General features: G+C 51.5%; 17 protein-coding genes. 7 read left to right on the forward strand and 10 right to left on the reverse strand.

The window, feature by feature from the left end; all coding sequences use genetic code 11:
* Nucleotides 1-25 precede the first annotated feature (25 nt).
* Nucleotides 26-745, forward strand: a complete 720-nt coding sequence (locus tag GF617_RS07700; protein ID WP_203451436.1) for a type 1 glutamine amidotransferase — start codon at nucleotides 26-28, stop codon at nucleotides 743-745.
* A 33-nt stretch (nucleotides 746-778) separates the two neighbouring features.
* On the opposite strand, the gene map is transcribed toward GF617_RS07700, so the two are convergent.
* Together map and GF617_RS07710 are read right to left on the reverse strand one after the other, a co-directional pair.
* Nucleotides 779-1558 (reverse strand): type I methionyl aminopeptidase, encoded by a 780-nt coding sequence (gene map / locus GF617_RS07705; protein ID WP_203451437.1) that lies wholly within the window; start codon nucleotides 1556-1558, stop codon nucleotides 779-781.
* A complete protein-coding gene (locus GF617_RS07710; protein ID WP_181620129.1) occupies nucleotides 1539-1757 on the reverse strand; it encodes a ParD-like family protein in 219 nt (72 codons plus the stop codon). The genes map and GF617_RS07710 overlap by 20 nt, the downstream gene beginning before the upstream one ends.
* Before the next feature lie 185 nt (nucleotides 1758-1942).
* Between GF617_RS07710 and GF617_RS07715 the strand changes: the two genes are divergently transcribed.
* The 5 genes from GF617_RS07715 (at nucleotide 1943) to GF617_RS07735 (ending at nucleotide 6422) form a co-directional block, all read left to right on the forward strand.
* Nucleotides 1943-2341 (forward strand): CidA/LrgA family protein, encoded by a 399-nt coding sequence (locus GF617_RS07715; RefSeq protein ID WP_181620130.1) that lies wholly within the window; start codon nucleotides 1943-1945, stop codon nucleotides 2339-2341.
* Nucleotides 2338-3033, forward strand: a complete 696-nt coding sequence (locus tag GF617_RS07720) for a CidB/LrgB family autolysis modulator (RefSeq protein WP_181620131.1) — start codon at nucleotides 2338-2340, stop codon at nucleotides 3031-3033. The genes GF617_RS07715 and GF617_RS07720 overlap by 4 nt, the downstream gene beginning before the upstream one ends.
* A gap of 128 nt (nucleotides 3034-3161) precedes the next feature.
* Entirely contained in the window at nucleotides 3162-4046 is an 885-nt protein-coding gene (gene cdd, locus GF617_RS07725; protein ID WP_181620132.1) for a cytidine deaminase, read from the forward strand.
* Between the two features lie 128 nt (nucleotides 4047-4174).
* Nucleotides 4175-4894, forward strand: a complete 720-nt coding sequence (gene sanA, locus GF617_RS07730; RefSeq protein ID WP_181620133.1) for an outer membrane permeability protein SanA — start codon at nucleotides 4175-4177, stop codon at nucleotides 4892-4894.
* A 121-nt stretch (nucleotides 4895-5015) separates the two neighbouring features.
* Nucleotides 5016-6422 (forward strand): glutamine synthetase family protein, encoded by a 1407-nt coding sequence (locus GF617_RS07735; protein WP_203451438.1) that lies wholly within the window; start codon nucleotides 5016-5018, stop codon nucleotides 6420-6422.
* Between the two features lie 48 nt (nucleotides 6423-6470).
* Here the strand turns inward: GF617_RS07735 and mglC are convergent, their stop codons facing one another.
* The 7 genes from mglC to GF617_RS07770 form a co-directional block, all read right to left on the reverse strand.
* Nucleotides 6471-7481, reverse strand: coding sequence for a galactose/methyl galactoside ABC transporter permease MglC (gene mglC, locus GF617_RS07740; RefSeq protein ID WP_181620135.1), 1011 nt, complete (start codon nucleotides 7479-7481; stop codon nucleotides 6471-6473).
* Nucleotides 7482-7496: 15 nt separating this feature from the next.
* Nucleotides 7497-9017 (reverse strand): galactose/methyl galactoside ABC transporter ATP-binding protein MglA, encoded by a 1521-nt coding sequence (gene mglA / locus GF617_RS07745; RefSeq protein ID WP_181620136.1) that lies wholly within the window; start codon nucleotides 9015-9017, stop codon nucleotides 7497-7499.
* Nucleotides 9018-9096: 79 nt separating this feature from the next.
* Nucleotides 9097-10095: a galactose/glucose ABC transporter substrate-binding protein MglB gene (mglB, locus tag GF617_RS07750; RefSeq protein ID WP_181620137.1), complete on the reverse strand. Its 999-nt coding sequence runs from the start codon at nucleotides 10093-10095 to the stop codon at nucleotides 9097-9099.
* A gap of 294 nt (nucleotides 10096-10389) precedes the next feature.
* Entirely contained in the window at nucleotides 10390-11412 is a 1023-nt protein-coding gene (galS, locus tag GF617_RS07755; RefSeq protein ID WP_181620138.1) for an HTH-type transcriptional regulator GalS, read from the reverse strand.
* A 155-nt stretch (nucleotides 11413-11567) separates the two neighbouring features.
* On the reverse strand, nucleotides 11568-12725 hold the full coding sequence (yeiB, locus tag GF617_RS07760; protein WP_203451439.1) for a DUF418 domain-containing protein YeiB: 1158 nt from the start codon (nucleotides 12723-12725) through the stop codon (nucleotides 11568-11570).
* A gap of 17 nt (nucleotides 12726-12742) precedes the next feature.
* Nucleotides 12743-13411, reverse strand: coding sequence for a GTP cyclohydrolase I FolE (gene folE, locus GF617_RS07765; RefSeq protein WP_181620140.1), 669 nt, complete (start codon nucleotides 13409-13411; stop codon nucleotides 12743-12745).
* A gap of 118 nt (nucleotides 13412-13529) precedes the next feature.
* Complete coding sequence (locus GF617_RS07770; RefSeq protein WP_203451440.1) at nucleotides 13530-14663, reverse strand: YbfB/YjiJ family MFS transporter; 1134 nt, start codon at nucleotides 14661-14663, stop codon at nucleotides 13530-13532.
* Between the two features lie 137 nt (nucleotides 14664-14800).
* Here GF617_RS07770 and fghA point away from each other — a divergent pair, with 137 nt between their 5' ends.
* Nucleotides 14801-15637 (forward strand): S-formylglutathione hydrolase, encoded by an 837-nt coding sequence (gene fghA, locus GF617_RS07775; RefSeq protein ID WP_181620142.1) that lies wholly within the window; start codon nucleotides 14801-14803, stop codon nucleotides 15635-15637.
* Nucleotides 15638-15686: 49 nt separating this feature from the next.
* On the opposite strand, the gene cirA is transcribed toward fghA, so the two are convergent.
* Entirely contained in the window at nucleotides 15687-17657 is a 1971-nt protein-coding gene (cirA, locus tag GF617_RS07780) for a catecholate siderophore receptor CirA (RefSeq protein WP_181620143.1), read from the reverse strand.
* Nucleotides 17658-17694 lie beyond the last annotated feature (37 nt).

The following is a 17694-nucleotide window of genomic DNA, read 5'->3' on the forward strand; positions in this document are numbered from 1 at the left end:
GTACACGTTTCCAGAGAGAGCCGCAATGCACATCCATTTTATTATCCATGAACATTTCGAAGCGCCCGGAGCGTATGCCCGCTGGGCCCGCGAGCGCGGTTATACCGTAACTGACTCACGCGTCTATGCAGGCGATCCCCTGCCGGAAAACCTGAGCACTATCGATTTTCTTATCATCATGGGCGGCCCGCAGTCACCCGCCACCACGCGTCAGGAATGCGCCTGGTTCGATGCGCAGGCGGAAATAGCGGCCATTAACCGCGCCATTGACGCTCAAAAAGTGGTCATTGGCGTCTGCCTCGGCTCGCAGCTTATCGGTGAAGCCCTCGGCGCGCCGTTTAGTCACAGCCCGGAAAAAGAGATCGGCCTGTTCCCCATTACGCTGACAGCGGCAGGCAGAGCCAACCCGCTATTTTCAGACTTCAGCAACGTTCTTGACGTTGGCCACTGGCATAACGACATGCCTGGGTTAACCCCGCTGGCTGAGGTTCTGGCCTGCAGCGAAGGCTGCCCACGCCAGATAGTGCAGTACAGTGAATGGGTGTACGGATTCCAGTGCCACATGGAACTGACATCAGAAGTCGTTGAGTTGTTGATCGCGCACTCAGAGAGCGACTTACAGCGGGCAGGCGAATTCCGTTTTGTGGAAACGCCGGAGCAATTGCGCGCTCATCGTTACCAGGAGATGAACCAGACGTTATTTACCTTCCTGGATAAACTTGCCGCCCGTTATATTGCCCAGTAAAAGAGGGACAGCGATACCCCCTTTCTGGTTTGCTTAGTCCGGAATAGTCTCTTCCGGGCGCAACGTCAGCACCTCAAAACCATCCGCCGTCACCGCAATGGTATGTTCCCATTGCGCTGACAGTTTTTTGTCACGGGTAACCACGGTCCAGCCATCTTTTTTAGTTTTGATCCTGCTGTCGCCCTGGTTGATCATCGGTTCGATGGTAAACACCATCCCCTCCTGCAAAACAACGCCCTCACCCGGTTTTCCGTAGTGCAATACCTGTGGCTCTTCATGCATCTCTTTGCCGACACCGTGTCCGCAATATTCACGCACCACACTATAGCCGTGACTTTCTACATATGACTGAATGGCATGGCCAATGTCTCCAAGCGTCGCGCCAGGTTTCACAACCTTGATACCTTTCCACAGGGCTTCGTAGGTTTTTTTCACTAACCGACGCGCCAGTGGAGACACTTCACCAATCAGGTACATTTTGCTGGAATCTGCAATCATGCCGCCATTCTCAAGCGTGATATCGACATTCACGATCGAACCAACTTTGAGATGTTCTGACTCTTTTGGAATGCCATGGCACACAACCTCATTTACCGAGGTATTCAGAACATACGGGAAATCATATTGCCCTTTGCTGGCCGGGCGGGAGTGCAGCTCATTGACAATAAAATCTTCTACGCGATTGTTGATCGCCATCGTCGTTACGCCCGGCACAATAAAGTCATCTAACAGGGTAAAAACAGAGGCCAGCAGTTCACCGGCATGACGCTGGCTGGCAAGCTCGTCTGCGGTTTTAATGATTATTGACGGCATTGATCACCTCCAGCAGTCGGTCGGATCCTGATTTCAACATCATCATCTTGATCTGTTGATAGTTCAGGTCAGGATAGAGTTCGCTCATCATTCCCAGACGGATCCAGTATTCGGCCTGCGCATTGACCGAGCGAGACATCGCCTTGCTGGCATCACGAATATCGTCATGGAGCAGGTCTGAAATTTTTACGATTCCCATTTATACACACCGTTACGTTTTATATATGGAATGCATATTCTCATGTCGCGGGAGCGCTGTCCATTTGGGGAAATGCCCGACGTTCCATTCAGGAATGTCTGGTATGCTCAAAATTCATGTTGTGATCCGTGGCACATTTCTGGGTTTAATTGTATGATGAATGCGTTTCATCAAGGACTTTCACCATGAGTAAATCATTGAATACTATCTGGCAATATCTGCGCGCATTCGTCCTGATTTATGCCTGTCTGTACGCCGGGATCTTCATCGCTTCGCTGCTGCCCATCACCATCCCGGGTAGCATTATCGGGATGTTGATTCTGTTTGTTCTGCTGGCACTGCAAATTCTGCCGGCAAAATGGGTCAACCCTGGTTGCTTCGTGCTCATTCGCTATATGGCGCTACTGTTCGTCCCCATCGGCGTTGGAGTGATGCAATATTATGATTTGCTCAAAGCGCAGTTCGGACCCATTGTGGTCTCCTGTACCGTGAGTACGCTGGTCGTCCTCCTGGTGGTGAGCTGGAGTTCGCATCTGGTGCATGGCGAACGTAAAGTGGTCGGGCAGAAAGGGGCAAAACAATGATGGCTAATATCTGGTGGTCGCTGCCGTTAACTCTGGTGGTATTCTTCGCCGCGCGTAAACTTGCCGCACGCTTTAAAATGCCATTACTGAATCCCCTGCTGGTGGCAATGGTAGTGATTATTCCTTTTTTGCTGCTCACCGGGATCCCTTATGAACGCTACTTTGCTGGCAGTAAAATTTTAAACGACCTGCTGCAACCCGCCGTCGTTGCGCTCGCTTTTCCTTTATATGAGCAGCTACACCAGATCCGCGCTCGCTGGAAATCAATCATTACCATCTGCTTCTTCGGCAGCCTGGTCGCGATGATCACCGGGACATCGGTAGCTTTGCTGATGGGGGCCTCGCCACAGATTGCCGCCTCAATCTTACCGAAATCCGTAACGACCCCTATCGCCATGGCAGTTGGCGGCAGCATCGGCGGCATTCCGGCTATTAGCGCCGTGTGCGTAATATTCGTCGGTATTCTTGGCGCTGTTTTCGGACATACATTATTGAATGCGATGCGGATTCACACCAAAGCTGCCCGTGGTCTGGCGATGGGAACCGCATCACATGCCCTGGGCACTGCACGATGCGCTGAGATGGATTACCAGGAAGGCGCATTTAGCTCCCTGGCTCTGGTCATTTGTGGGATCATGACCTCACTGATTGCCCCATTCCTGTTCCCGGTTATTCTGGCGGTTGTGGGCTAAAATTTGCGATGCGTCGCGCAAATTTCATTTTGTTTTCATAAGTTGCATACATAATGAGAAGTGGATCACATATAAAGCCCCACCGGCTCCGTACACTACCGATCCATTAACCTTTATGAGGCAACGCCATGCACCCACGTTTTCAAGCTGCTTTCGCCCAGCTGGCAGAGAATTTGCAATCAGCCCTGGCCCCGGTTCTGGCGGATGAGCATTTCCCCGCCCTGCTAACGGCTGAGCAGGTCACGACGCTTAAACAAGCAACGGGACTGGACGAAGACGCGCTGGCTTTTGCACTGCTGCCGCTGGCTGCTGCCTGCGCACGCGCCGATCTCTCCCACTTCAACGTTGGCGCTATTGCGCGTGGTGTGAGTGGGACGTGGTACTTCGGTGGGAACATGGAGTTCCTTGGTGCAACCATGCAACAGACCGTTCATGCAGAGCAGAGCGCTATCAGCCACGCCTGGCTTCGCGGCGAAAAAGCCCTGAGCGCCATCACCGTGAACTACACCCCTTGTGGTCACTGCCGTCAGTTTATGAACGAGCTGAACAGTGGTCTGCAGTTGCGGATTAATCTGCCAGGCCGTGCGCCGCATACGCTGGGCGATTACCTGCCCGACGCCTTTGGTCCGAAAGATCTCGACATTAAAACACTGCTGATGGACGAGCAGGATCATGGCTATGCCCTCTCCGGTGATGCGCTGAGCAAAGCGGCTATTACTGCCGCCAATAAAAGCCATACCCCGTACAGCAAATCACCGAGCGGCGTTGCGCTGCAGTGCCGTGATGGTCGAATCTTCAGTGGCAGTTACGCGGAAAATGCCGCGTTTAACCCAACGTTACCCCCACTTCAGGGCGCACTGAACCTGCTGAGCCTGAACGGTTACGACTACCCTGATATTCAGCGTGCCATTCTGGCCGAAAAAGCGGACGCACCACTGATTCAGTGGGATGCCACCGCCGCTACGCTGAAAGCGCTGGGCTGCTCAACAACCGACCGCATCCTGCTTGCATAATCCTCCTGTGCGGGCAGCAATGCCCGCGCATCTGGCGAAAATCCCCCCAATTAAACCGCTGTTTCTTGCGCTAACCAGGCGGGTAAAGTAGCCTGAGTGAAATTTCAGCCACGGAAAGAGTCATTTTCATGTTAAAGCGTGTGTTTTACAGCCTGTCTGTCCTGGTCGGCATACTGCTGTTGACTGCGCTTGGCCTTGACCGCTGGATGAGCTGGAAAACCGCCCCTTATATCTTCGATGATCTGCAAGATTTACCGTATCGCCAGGTGGGCGTCGTCCTCGGCACAGCCAAATACTACCGCACTGGCGTTATCAATCAGTATTACCGCTACCGAATTCAGGGTGCACTCAATGCGTACAACAGTGGCAAAGTGAATTACCTGCTGTTGAGCGGCGATAACGCACTGCAAAGCTATAACGAACCGGTGACGATGCGTAAAGATCTGATTGCGGGGGGCGTTGACCCGGCGGACATCGTGCTCGATTACGCGGGCTTCCGTACGCTGGATTCCATCGTACGTACCCGTAAAGTGTTTGATACCAACGACTTCATCATCATTACCCAGCGCTTTCATTGCGAACGTGCATTGTTTATTGCGTTGCATATGGGTATTCAGGCGCAGTGTTACGCCGTACCGTCACCAAAAGATATGCTCAGCGTTCGTGTGCGGGAATTTGGTGCGCGCTTTGGCGCACTGGCCGACCTCTATCTTTTTAAACGCGAGCCGCGCTTTTTAGGGCCACTGGTCCCTATCCCGGCGATGCACGAAGTCCCTGAAGATGCACAAGGTTATCCGGCTGTAACACCAGAGCAACTGCTGGATGTGCAAAAGAAAATGAAAAAATAATCCCGCATTTAGACTTTCTTTACGCTTGCGGGTTCTCTTTTTACCTCCTCTTTATACCCCCCCTTTTAAGCTGAGTTCATCGCCATAACGGCCTCATTGAAAAAAGAATATGAACTCCATTATGAATGCTTTTTTCCTGAAAAATATCCGCCCATACTTTAACTTTCCGGGGCCATCTGTGCCCACTGCGCTAAATTCAGGCCTCTACCTTGATGAAAAAATCGACGTATTAACTCCCCCTCTTCAATCAGATGTAAAGGACTATCTCAGTCGCTATCCGCAGACGAAACATGTGGACGTTTATCTCAACGATATCAATGGCACAATGCGCGGGAAACGCCTGGCCGTTGAAAACCTGCTCACTCTTGAAAAGGGTTGCTACTTTCCGCTCTCCGTCTATTCCATGGATCAAAAAGGGAAAATTGCCCCACAGTCGGCCTGTCTCACGCTTCAGGATGAACCCGACAGACTCTGTTTACCCGTTGCGGGTACGCTTCACCCCTCACCTCTTGACCCTCACCATACCGCGCAAATCATGTTGACCATGCAAGAGAACGAAAATCAGCCCTGTCAGCTTGAGCCACGGGTTATTTTGCAGAATGTACTGGCTCGCTTTCATCAACATGGACTGTATCCGGTTGTCGCCCCTGAAATCGAATTCTACCTGACCAGTCAACATCCTGAAGATGAACGTGGTCAGGGTTGTTTTCATATGGACGCCTCGACAAGCCATGCGGCACTTTTCGACGAACTGGAGCAACTTGCTCAAATACAACGTATTCCGCTCACCGGGATTGTAGCCGAAGCCGAACCGGGCCAGTTTGAACTCAACCTGAAACACAGCCACCGTGTCGTTGAGATTTGCGATAACATACTCGCCCTGCGCCGCCTGACCCGCTTCGTCGCGGAGAAACAGGGTCTCCAGGCAACCTTTATGGCAAAACCTTACAGCCATCAATCCGGCAGCGGCCTGCATTTCCATTTCAGCCTGAACGATCTTCACAGGGAGAACGTCTTTGCCTCGCCAGCGGATGACCTGAACAGCATGGTGCGTCTGTGTCTTGCTGGTCAGTTGGCGCTCATGCCTGCTTCTGTCGCCATTCTTGCCCCCGGTGTTAACGCCTTTCGCCGTCTGCGCAAAAATCTGAATGAGCCGCTATTCAACTCCTGGGGATACAACAACCGCTCAGCGGCACTCCGTATCCCATGTTCTGATGAAGGTAACCGACGCATTGAATATCGCCTCGCGGGTGCGGATGCAAATCCTTATCTGGTGGTAGCGACGGCGCTTACCGGCATGCTGTATGGACTGGAGAACGTTGACGAGCGCGACTTATCTGAACCTCAACAGGCCGAACCCGTTCTGCCTTTGTTTCAGCATCAGGCCATTGAGCAGTTTGCGCAGAGTGAGTATCTCACTGCGAGCCTGGGAGAGGCATTCTCGCAGCAATGGATTGCCTGTAAGTTATCTGAGCTGGCGTGGTTTGAAAGCATTGTCACCGAGCAGGAATCTGCTCTGGTACGTTAAAAATAAAACAGCCCGCTCAATGAGCGGGCCTGATAAGGCAAGCAGAGATTATTTCTTGCGCGCGTATTTCAGAGAATCCAGCGCTACGGCGAAGATGATGATCGCCCCTTTAATGATGTACTGCCAGTAAGGGTTCACACCGATGTAGGTCAGACCGTAGTTGATAACGGTAAAGATGATGACACCTGTTACCACACCGATAACCGTTCCTACGCCACCGCTAAAGGAAACCCCGCCGACCACACACGCTGCAATCGCATCCAGTTCGTACATGAACCCAAGGTTGTTGGTTGCAGAGCCTATACGGCCCGCCTCCAGCATCCCACCGAATGCGTAAAACACGCCAGACAAGGCATAAATCATCAACAGGTTCAGCGCAACGTTAACACCAGAGACTTTCGCCGCTTCCGGGTTGCCACCGATAGCAAAGATGTTTTTACCGAAGCGGGTTTTGTTCCACAGGATCCAGACAAAGCCTACCGCAATCAACGCGTAGAAGGTGATGTAAGACAAGCGGAAGCTGCCCAGCGCGACAAAGCCCTGCGTAAAGGTCGAGAAGCCACTGTCGAAACCTGAAATCGGAGATGCACCCACGAAGTCATAGTAAAGGGAGTTGATACCGTAAACGATAATCATCGTGCCCAGTGTGGTAATAAACGGCGTAACATTCAGGTAAGCGATGATAATACCGTTAATAAGACCAATTACTGCGCCAACAGCACACACGATCAAGACCACCAGGATAATCGGCATGGTAGCCATTTCTGGGAAGACCTTGTTGGCGTTTTCCATCGACTGTAGCAGGGTTGCCGCCACAACAGCCGCCAATCCCACCTGACGTCCTGCTGACAGGTCAGTACCCTGTGTGACGATAAGTCCCGCAACACCTAATGCGATGATAATACGCACGGAGGACTGCGTCAGAATGTTACTTAAGTTCAGTAAACTTAAGAACGTGGGGTCCTGGATAATAATAATGGCCAGCAACACTAAAAGAACAACGTAAATACCGCCGTCTTTCAGATAAGTGAGAAAACTTTTTTTATTTAACGCACTCATAAGGAGCCCCTGATCTTAAAGGTGCAAAGACGCAAGACGCAAAATTTCATTTTGCGTTGTCGTTTTGGTGTCAACAATACCGGCAACGAGACCATTGCTCATAACCAGAATACGGTCTGTGATCCCTAACAATTCCGGCATTTCGGAAGAAATAATAATAATCCCTTTATTCTTTTTAGCCAGTTCAGCGATCAACTGATAAATTTCAAATTTTGCACCAACATCGATACCACGGGTAGGCTCGTCCAGCATGAGAATTTCTGGCTGGGTTAATAACCAACGACCGATAATAACTTTCTGCTGGTTACCACCAGAAAGTGAACCGATTTGAGTACGGTGACCCGGTGTTTTAACCCGCATCGAGTCAATAACCCACTGGGTATCACTCTTCATACGCGAATTATCCAACAGGCCAATTTTACTTTTGTAGTTGCGAATATTAGAAATTAACGAGTTAAAGTTAATATCCAGATAAGCATAAATACCCGTTGAGCGACGCTCTTCGGTCACCAGCGCAAAACCATGATTAATGGCCTCGTTGGCATTATGGTTGTTAATCTGTTTACCGTGCAGCGTGATCGTCCCACCGGATTTCTCACGGATACCAAACAATGTTTCCACGATATCCGTACGTTTTGCCCCAACCAGTCCGGCGATCCCCAGAATTTCGCCTTTATGCAGGTCGAAAGAGATATCGCGAATCGAGGGCTGGCGCAGGGATGTCAGGTTGCGCACCTCAAGGATCACTTCACCGGGTTTGTTTTCTCTGTCCGGGAAACGCTGGTTCAGTGAACGGCCAACCATCATGGCGATGATCTTATCCATATCCAGCCCTTCCAGAGGCTGAGTGGCAATCCACTGACCGTCACGCAAAATCGTGATTTCATCACACAACTGGAAGATCTCTTCCATTTTATGCGAGATATAAACAATACCGCAGCCGCGATCTTTCAATTTACGGATAATAGTGAAAAGGTGGTTAACCTCTTTTTCCGTCAATGATGATGTCGGCTCATCCATGATGACGATTTTGGCATCATAGGAGAAGGCTTTCGCAATTTCGATCATCTGCATTTGGGAAACAGATAATGTTCCTACGCGTGCACGCGGATCAATATCAATATCCAGCTCATCGAAAATGGCTTTGGTGTCGCGATACATTTTATCCTGATCGACAAATACACCTTTGGTTGGATATCGCCCCAACCACATATTGTCCATTACCGAACGTTGCAGTACCAGGTTCAATTCCTGATGAACCATTGAGATACCATTTTCCAGTGCTTCTTTAGCTGAATGGAAATCGATCTCTTTCCCCTGAAAAAGAATACTGCCAGAATCTTTTTGATAGATCCCAAAAAGACATTTTAATAATGTTGATTTACCTGCGCCGTTCTCACCCATTAATGCATGAATGGAATGCGGGCGGACGTTTAAATTCACATTATCGAGTGCCTTAACGCCGGGAAAAGACTTGTTGACACCACTCATTTCTAACAAGAATTCACCGGACGACTGAGTATTTGTGCTGACCATAATTATACCTTGTTGGCCTCGCATATCGCGTTATAAAAGGGCGCAATGAATTGCGCCCAGTGGAGACATTTCAAATCACTTATTTACCGATAAACTCAGCCAGGTTTGACTGGTCTACACCCACATAAGGTACGCGAACGATTTTATTTTCGATTTTCCAGTTAGTGCCATCAGCCGCACCTTTACCTTCAGCCAGGTTTTTAGCCAGATCGAAGCTTGCTTTTGCCTGGTTGTTGGCATCGTTCAGCACCGTACCGGCCATCGCGCCAGATTTAACCAGTGCCAGTGCTTCTGGTAATGCATCCACACCAAATACCGGAATGGAGGATTTGTTGTGCGCTTTCAGCGCTTCAACCGCACCCATTGCCATCGCATCGTTGTTGGCGATAACCACTTCGATTTTGTTCGCATTCGGGCCAGACAACCATGCATCCATCTTATCTTTTGCCTGAGCGGTATCCCACATTGCGGTATCTAACGCCAGTTGCTGCGTTTTCAAACCTTTATCATTCAGCTCTTTGATCACGTAGGTGGTACGTGCTTCAGCATCCGGATGGCCTGGTTCACCTTTCAGCAGAACAAACTGAATCTGACCATCTTTATTCAGATCCCAGTTCGGGTTAGCGGCCCAGTGTTTGGCAATCAGATCGCCCTGGATAATACCGGATTCTTTGGAATCAGTACCCACATAGAAGGCTTTGTCGTAGCTGTCCAGCGCTTTGCGAGAAGGTTCTTTGTTGAAGAACACAATTGGCACATTCTGCCCACGCGCTTTCTCGATTACCGTACCTGCCGCAGCCGGGTCAACCAGGTTGATAGCCAGTGCTTTCACACCTTTCGCCAGCAAAACGTCGATCTGATCGTTTTGTTTGGACTGGTCGTTCTGGGAGTCGTTCATCAGCAGCTGAACGTCTGGCGCTGCCTTAGCATCTTTCTCGATAGCTTTACGCACAACAGACATGAAGTTGTCGTCGTATTTATAGATAGTCACACCAATACGGGTTTCCGCAGCGTGCGCTGCTGCACCAAAAAGCATGCTTGCCATAACAGCAGACAGAGTCAACACCTTCTTATTCATGGTATCTCCGGTTTTTTTATGCAGGGTAGTTCTTGTGAATAACGGTCGGCGGGCAGATGTTAATAAAACGTTTCTGTCAGCCGAAGTTCACTTATAAAATTTCTATCTTCCGTGTTCGGTAACGCTCCAGAAATGCGTTTTATTGGTTGTTTGTGGCTGCCTGACTATAGTGAAAGTGATTAATCACCGTTACATAGCGTTTCAGCTCCTAAAACGCTGACATCATAGTCAGCGCATTGTTAAGATACTGTGAATTTACTCACAGATTGAAAACGGTTACATCACCCTATGTAATCAGTTAGTGATCGGAGCCACAATTTGCCGAATAGAAACTGAGTGACGTCGTACTAAAGTCGGCATGAAACAGTGTGTTGCGTTAGGATCCTGCAGCCCTGCTGCGCCCTGTAACGCCAGCTCTGTTGCCAGTTTCGCCATCGAGGCAATGGGGTATCTCACTGTAGTCAGTTGCGGATCGGTGTAACGGGCAATCGGGATATCGTCAAAACCAATCAACGACAGATGCTGTGGCACAGCAATCCCATTGTCTTTCAACGCCGTTAGCGCGCCTGCGGCCATGTTATCGTTATAGGTAAAGACCGCCGAAAGCTGGAGATTTCGACCAAGCAACTCGACCATTGCCGCTTCTCCCCCTTGCATATCCGGCGTCCCCGTGCCAACCCAGCTCTCAAGGGGCACAATGCCGTGCTCTTTCAACGCATTTTGCCACCCTTCACGACGCATATCTTCGTCTTCAATAGAGTGGCTGGAAGCCAGATAACCGATACGCTGATGACCATTATTAATGAGCATGCGTGTTGCCATCATCGCACCACTCACGTTGTCCAACCCAACACAACGATGGGCATAGCCAGGGACGATTCGGTTGATCAATACCATACCTGGGATCTGTTCCATAAACCCGGCCAGCTCTTCATCACTTAACGCTTTTGAGTGAACAATCAGAGCGTTACAGCGTTGACGAATCAGTACTTCAATGGCATGACGCTCTTTTTCAGCCTCATGATAGCTGTTACCGATCAAGACATATTTTTGATGCTGCTGGGCAACAACATCGACAGCCTTCACCAGCGCACCAAAAAAGGCATCCGATACGTCCATTACCACCACGCCAATGGTGTCGCTCACCTGAGTAGCTAATGCCTGCGCATTGGCGTTAGGTCGGTATCCCAGTTGCGTGACGGCTTTCATCACTGTTTCACGGGTTTCAGGGCTAACCAGCGCGCTGTTGTTCAGCACGCGGGAGACAGTAGCAACAGAAACGCCCGCCTGGCGGGCGACGTCACGAATGGTGATCATGTTCACCATCCTTCAAAGGATTGCAGCAACTCACAGACACCCCCTGTGTTTAGCAAGGTGGCTATTTTGGCAGCGAGAGAGAGGGGACTACGTGAAGAAGGTCACACTGATGAAAACGGTTACATCCGTTTTGTTAATGATTGTGATCCAGATCGTTATCTGGATGTATTACTCAATGATACACCTGAAGCATGTATGGTTAATTGTCGCCATACCCACTCCAGTGGCCCCTGGCGGAAATAGCGCAGCCAGATAACGGAAAACGCCACATTGACTGCCCAGACCGGAATAACAAACGCCAGTAGCCCAAGACGGTCGAACTTCATAAACAGGCCAAAACGATAAAACAGTGTCGTGCAAATGAGCGTTTGCAGAATGTAATTGCTTAGCGCCATCCGTCCCACGCACGCCACTGCACTCACGAGTCTGGAGCGACACAGTTGCGGCCAGAAGCCATAAATCAACGCCGCGTAGCCGATAGTCTGAAACGGTGCACCCAGCTCACGCGGAACCTGAAGCAGAAATGCACACCACCGATAGTCCCAGTGAATGTACCATTGCGTCACGATCGCAGGCAGATTGATCAGGACACCGAGTAAAACCAGTCCTGCACCTGTCCAACGGTAATGCCGGAGACTGAATTCGCCCTTCAGCCAACCCGTGCGCATCAACGCAGCCCCCATCAACATCATTCCCGCCAATTGCCAGCCATACTGCGCCCCCAACGCGAGGAGGTTATCACCCAGCATATCCGCGCGATTACCGATCGCTTCTGTACCCCCTTTGAACTTCCAGAATTGCTCGTACTGGAGATTAGCCGCATCCGGGATCCACGAACGATTGGTTGCTCCACCTGAAATCATCCCCAGCAGAAGCAGAACAGCAATGCCCATCAAATACAACATCACGCCAGTGTTAAACAGGCTTTTCACATTGTGGGCATCGCGGATCATTCGCCAGCAGATCAATCCCACCAGCCCATAGGCCAGCAAAATGTCGCCATCCCAGAAAAACAACCCGTGGATAAAACCGAGAATAACCAACAGCGTCAGACGCGACTGGATCCAGCGTTTGCCACGTTTAAGCAGCATTTGCAGACCCGCGCCAAACAAGAGGGCGAAGAGAGTGAGGAATTTAACCTGCGCGAAGAGATCGAGCACAGCCCAGGTCCAGGCATCACGACGGGTAATGTCGCCATACCACGCAGGATTAAGATAGGCAGCCTTCGGCAGGCCAAAGGCGCTGATATTTAGCAGCAGGATACCGAGAATGGCGACGCCGCGAACAAAATCGAGCGTGACGTTTCGCTCCATGTACCCTGCCCTGTGTATTAGTTGTGGTGACGCACGGCGCGCAGGAACTCCTGGCGGGTGTTCTGGCTTGATTTAAACAGACCGCCCAGTGAGGTCGTGGTGGTCGCACTGGTGGCATCACGAACGCCGCGCGCTTTCACACAATAATGAACCGCGTCGATGGACACTGCCACGTTGTTCGTTCCTAACAATGTTTGCAGCGCTGTCAGGATCTGCTGCGTCAGACGCTCCTGCACCTGCGGACGCTGGGCAAAGAACTGGACGATACGGTTAATCTTGGACAAACCAATCACCGTCTCTTTCGGGATGTAGGCGACGGTCGCTTTGCCATCGATGGTGACAAAGTGATGCTCGCAAGTGCTGGTCAGCGTGATATCGCGTACCGTCACCATTTCATCGACCTTCATCTTATTTTCGATAACGGTAATTTTCGGGAAGTTAGCGTAATCAAGACCAGAGAAGATCTCGTCAACATACATTTTGGCGATGCGGTGCGGAGTCTCCATCAGGCTGTCATCGCTCAGATCGAGATTCAGCAGTTGCATGATCTCGGTCATATGCCCGGAAATCAGACGCTTGCGTGTTTCATTGTCAATTTCATTGACTGGCGGACGCAGTGGTGTTTCGAGACCGCGCGCCACCAGGGCTTCATGGACCAGGGCAGCTTCTTTACTGAGTGATGGCATTCTTGTCTCCTGCAGGTGTGACTGTCTTTTGCCCTCGTTGTGGCAAAAGTGTGCGCTCATTGTGCGTGAGGTAGCACACATAATCCAGTATTCACGACGATAATTATTGCAATTGTTGTTACCTTTCGGTTTGTCGGTTCCAGACTAATGCCCCTCCAACAAACAACGCAACGCCCGCAAGCCCCAACGCAGGCTCAAGCCGGTGCGTAAACCAGGTGGATAGGGCTGACGTGACGGGGCCAATGAGCTGCCCGATTGCGTAGCCTGTAGTGAGCAATCCCGCCATATAGCGTGTGTGCTCTGGAGCCAGTTCACGGCCATAGAGTAAGGAGAGCTGAACGGCACATAAAAATCCGCCGCCCACCAGCAACCCACCCGCTAACAGACCGCTGAGACCCGGCAACAGCCAGGCAGCCAGTACACCGACACCCTGCAACCACAAGACAATAGCCAGCCGGTGATTGGATGATGAGGTATGCCGAAGCGCAATACTGAGCGCAATCCCCACCACCGCGGCTGCACCAAAAAGCGGCCAGACAAATTGTGCGAACAGACTGCCCGGAAAACGCGCTGCGGCCATTTGTGATAAAAACGTCGCCGGAAGGATATAACCGAACCCGGCCAGACTATAACTCCAGACCAGACGCCGTAAATCGACCGTGAGGATGAGGGGTTCAGGTGCGGTTTCCGGTCGGTGTAGCTGCCCCGTACGCGGAAGGTAACGCGCCACCAGGACAATTAAAACCAGCGCCAGCACCCCATAAATTTGCCAGGCTGCGCCGGCAGAGAGCGCTCGCGACTGGATATAAACCGCCAGGAACCCGCTCAGGGCGATGCCCGCTCCAGGGCCTGCAAATACCGCCGCACTGAGACCAGGTTTGCCCAGTTGTCCAAGCCGTTCATTTGTCCAGGCCGCAATCAGCACCATGGACCAGCCGCTCATGCAGCCAATCACAAAGCGAATCAGACCATGAATAATGGCGTTATCCGCAAGAGCAGAGAGCAGCGTGAGCGCTACCGCGCCGAAAATCCCGACATACAGTCGGGTTTCAACGAAACGGTGCGCACGCATCGCGTCCCATGCGCCCACCAGATACCCCAAATAGTTCATCGCGGCCACCAACCCGGCGCTGGTTAAAGTGAGTTGTCCGGCCGCAATCATCAGTGGAACCTGAGGTGTAAAGGCAAAACGACCGATCCCCATCGCCACGACCAGAACGACAAACCCGCTGAGCGCAATACGCAGCGCCATGGCCACTCCAATTGTTAAAAATAAGTAAATTTATGATGCCGTATAGTGCCACAGAGCGAAAGTGAAAGTTGCTCACAGGTAAATGAAAACGCTGTATTATGGCTTTAATGAAGATCAATTCGTACAAGGAGCCTTGCATGGAACTGCTCGAAGAGCACCGTTGTTTTGAAGGTCGACAGCAGCGCTGGCGGCACGACTCCACCGTGCTGAACTGCGCCATGACGTTCAGCATTTTTCTGCCACCAACAGATGAAGGCGTGAAACCTCCCGTTCTGTTCTGGCTTTCCGGTTTAACCTGTAATGACGAAAATTTCACGACCAAAGCAGGCGCGCAGCGAGTTGCCACAGAGTTGGGAATTGCCCTGGTCATGCCGGATACCAGCCCGCGCGGCGACGGGGTGGCAGACGATGCCGGATACGACCTGGGTAAAGGTGCTGGTTTCTATGTGAATGCCACCGAGCAACCCTGGGCAAGCCACTACCGGATGTACGATTACATCCGCGATGAATTACCTGCGCTGATTCAGCGTGAGTTTGACGTGAGCGAACGTTGTGCGATAAGCGGTCACTCAATGGGGGGACATGGGGCGTTGATCCTGGCGCTGAAAAACCCTGGAAAATTCACCAGCGTGTCAGCGTTTGCGCCAATAGTGAACCCGGCTCACGTGCCGTGGGGGCAAAAAGCGTTCACGAATTATCTGGGTGATGATGCGGAAAAATGGCAGGAATGGGACAGTTGTGCATTAATGCTGGCAAGCCCGTCGGAAAATGCCCTTCCTGTGCTTATCGATCAAGGCGATGCCGATCAGTTCCTCGCGGGACAGTTACAACCTGCCGTGCTTGCAGAAGCAGCACGCCAGAAAGACTGGCCGCTCACGTTACGCATTCAGCCAGGCTACGATCACAGCTATTATTTCATCGCATCGTTTATTGAAGATCATCTCCGCTTCCATGCGGAGCATCTGTTGAAGTAAATAAGCGCACCGCTGCCCGGTCGCACAGTGCTGACCGGGCATCTTTACATCAGAACTGGTAATCCACCGCCATAAAGTAACGACGGCCATCTTCCGTATAGCTGTAGTCGTCACGGCTGAGATCTTTATCCAGCAGGTTCTGGACACCCGCGCGAAGCTTAACGTTTTTCGTTGCCTGCCACGCGCCACCAGTATTCCACACAACATACCCTCCCGGTGTCGCCGCGCCATCAGTGATGGCACGTTTTTCGCCGGTGTAGTTACCCTGCACGTAGAATGACCAGTCTTGCGTCGCCTGCCAGTCAACCGTGCCATTCGCGGTATGGAACGGCAGCTCAGACAGTGGCTTGTTATCACCATTACTGATATCACGCCCATCGTTGTAGGTGTAATTCAGCGTCATTTTCCAGTCTTCAGCCAGCGGGAATTTCAGTTCCGTCTCGACACCACGAATACGGGCCTTGTTGACGTTGTAATAACGGAAAATAGGCTCCCCGTCGGCGTTCAGCCCCACATAGTTCGGGTAGCTTTTTGCCTGCTTCACATTCGCCGTGCGGCTGATGCTAATACGGTCATCCACATCATTCTGGAAGGTGGTGATACTGGCCTGAACGCCTTCTAACCAGCCCTCTTCCCCGGCATAGTAAAGACCCAGTTCGAAGCTTTCACTGGTTTCAGGTTTCAGATCCGGGCTACCGACAATTTCACATGCACCACGGCAGGAACCGGTTGTCCAGTCAGGGCTTAACTGCAACAGCGATGGCGCTTTAAAGGCCGTCGCCCAGCCGCCCTTCACCGTCACGGTGTCGGTGGCGTTATAGACCAGATACGCACGCGGACTCCAGTGGTCGCCATACGTTTCGTGATCGTCCATTCGCACGCCAGTGGTCAACGCCAGCGGCTCAAAAATACGCCATTCATCTTCAATGAAGAGAGCGTACTGGCTTGCAGAGGTTTTGCTGCTGGAGCCACCCGTCAGGTTAACCGGATCGCTGAGCTTGTCGTGACGCCATTCACCACCGAAGGTAAACATCTGGTTAATCGGGCTCAGCGGCAGCACGAATTTTCCGTCTATGGCATTGCTTTCAGAGGTGATCGCACTGCTGTTGCCCGGGTTCTTATTATCCACTTTCTCGCCGTAGAATTTCAGCTCGCTGTTACCCACATCCCAACGGCCATTATGGCTCAGGGAGTAGTTCTGGCGCTCCAGGCGATTTTGGTCGAGAGAGTCTGAATCGCGATCCTGGCGGTCAAAGCCGTAACCTGCTGTGAAATCATGGTTTTCACTCGGCGTCCAGGCGAACTCAACGTTGGCATCACGGCTGGTAAAGCCTTCGATACGTGGCGTTTCGCCGGTTGCGGAAGTTGCAGATTTCTGTTGTTCGTCTTTTTCACGTTTAGACAGGCTACCAAAAGCTTTCAGCCCCAGTACGCCATCGACCAGCGGACCGCTGGTATAAAACTGGCCGTTGTAGGTATCACCGCGATCGCGATGTTCCTGAATAGTCGTGTCTGCCGTCAGCGTACCGGTCCATTTTTGACCAATTTTCTTGGTAATAATGTTAACCACGCCGCCCAGTGCATCTGAGCCATACAGTGAGGACATTGGCCCGCGAACCACTTCGATGCGTTCAATTGCATCCACCGGGACCCAGTTAAGATCGAAGTCGTTATGACGGAAAACAGCATTGCGGGAGTTAACGCGTTTGCCATCCACCAGGATCAGCGTATAGCTGCTGTCGAGGCCACGGATGCTAACGCCTTTACGGTTGTCACCTTCGTTCGTGAGCTGCACGCCTGGAACGTCCTGTAACACATCTTTGAGATTCTGAACGGGTTTGCGTTGCAAATCTTCCTGGGTGATCACGCTGATACTGGCCGGTGCGTCTTTCAGGTTTTGCTCGGTCGCCGATGCCGTCACGACCATCGTGTCGCCGGATTCTGCTGCGATGACAGGCAGTGCCAGGGACATTGCGGACGCACAAAGTCCTCCCCTGACGAAGGGATTCAACCTAAACATTCCATATCTCCATGAGGTAAAAACAACTAAATCAAAT

The sequence above is a fragment of the Lelliottia sp. RWM.1 genome (assembly GCF_016859735.1).
Taxonomy (GTDB): domain Bacteria; phylum Pseudomonadota; class Gammaproteobacteria; order Enterobacterales; family Enterobacteriaceae; genus Enterobacter.

What these genes read in the sequence shown, in the direction of transcription:
- mglA (WP_181620136.1), bottom strand. Translation starts at nt 9,017, where the DNA reads ATGGTCAGCACAAATACTCAGTCGTCCGGTGAATTCTTGTTAGAAATG.
- GF617_RS07710 (WP_181620129.1), bottom strand. Translation starts at nt 1,757, where the DNA reads ATGGGAATCGTAAAAATTTCAGACCTGCTCCATGACGATATTCGTGAT.
- GF617_RS07700 (WP_203451436.1), top strand. Translation starts at nt 26, where the DNA reads ATGCACATCCATTTTATTATCCATGAACATTTCGAAGCGCCCGGAGCG.
- galS (WP_181620138.1), bottom strand. Translation starts at nt 11,412, where the DNA reads ATGATCACCATTCGTGACGTCGCCCGCCAGGCGGGCGTTTCTGTTGCT.
- GF617_RS07770 (WP_203451440.1), bottom strand. Translation starts at nt 14,663, where the DNA reads ATGGCGCTGCGTATTGCGCTCAGCGGGTTTGTCGTTCTGGTCGTGGCG.
- cirA (WP_181620143.1), bottom strand. Translation starts at nt 17,657, where the DNA reads ATGTTTAGGTTGAATCCCTTCGTCAGGGGAGGACTTTGTGCGTCCGCA.
- GF617_RS07735 (WP_203451438.1), top strand. Translation starts at nt 5,016, where the DNA reads ATGAATGCTTTTTTCCTGAAAAATATCCGCCCATACTTTAACTTTCCG.
- map (WP_203451437.1), bottom strand. Translation starts at nt 1,558, where the DNA reads ATGCCGTCAATAATCATTAAAACCGCAGACGAGCTTGCCAGCCAGCGT.
- mglB (WP_181620137.1), bottom strand. Translation starts at nt 10,095, where the DNA reads ATGAATAAGAAGGTGTTGACTCTGTCTGCTGTTATGGCAAGCATGCTT.
- mglC (WP_181620135.1), bottom strand. Translation starts at nt 7,481, where the DNA reads ATGAGTGCGTTAAATAAAAAAAGTTTTCTCACTTATCTGAAAGACGGC.
- GF617_RS07715 (WP_181620130.1), top strand. Translation starts at nt 1,943, where the DNA reads ATGAGTAAATCATTGAATACTATCTGGCAATATCTGCGCGCATTCGTC.
- folE (WP_181620140.1), bottom strand. Translation starts at nt 13,411, where the DNA reads ATGCCATCACTCAGTAAAGAAGCTGCCCTGGTCCATGAAGCCCTGGTG.
- GF617_RS07720 (WP_181620131.1), top strand. Translation starts at nt 2,338, where the DNA reads ATGATGGCTAATATCTGGTGGTCGCTGCCGTTAACTCTGGTGGTATTC.
- cdd (WP_181620132.1), top strand. Translation starts at nt 3,162, where the DNA reads ATGCACCCACGTTTTCAAGCTGCTTTCGCCCAGCTGGCAGAGAATTTG.
- yeiB (WP_203451439.1), bottom strand. Translation starts at nt 12,725, where the DNA reads ATGGAGCGAAACGTCACGCTCGATTTTGTTCGCGGCGTCGCCATTCTC.
- sanA (WP_181620133.1), top strand. Translation starts at nt 4,175, where the DNA reads ATGTTAAAGCGTGTGTTTTACAGCCTGTCTGTCCTGGTCGGCATACTG.
- fghA (WP_181620142.1), top strand. Translation starts at nt 14,801, where the DNA reads ATGGAACTGCTCGAAGAGCACCGTTGTTTTGAAGGTCGACAGCAGCGC.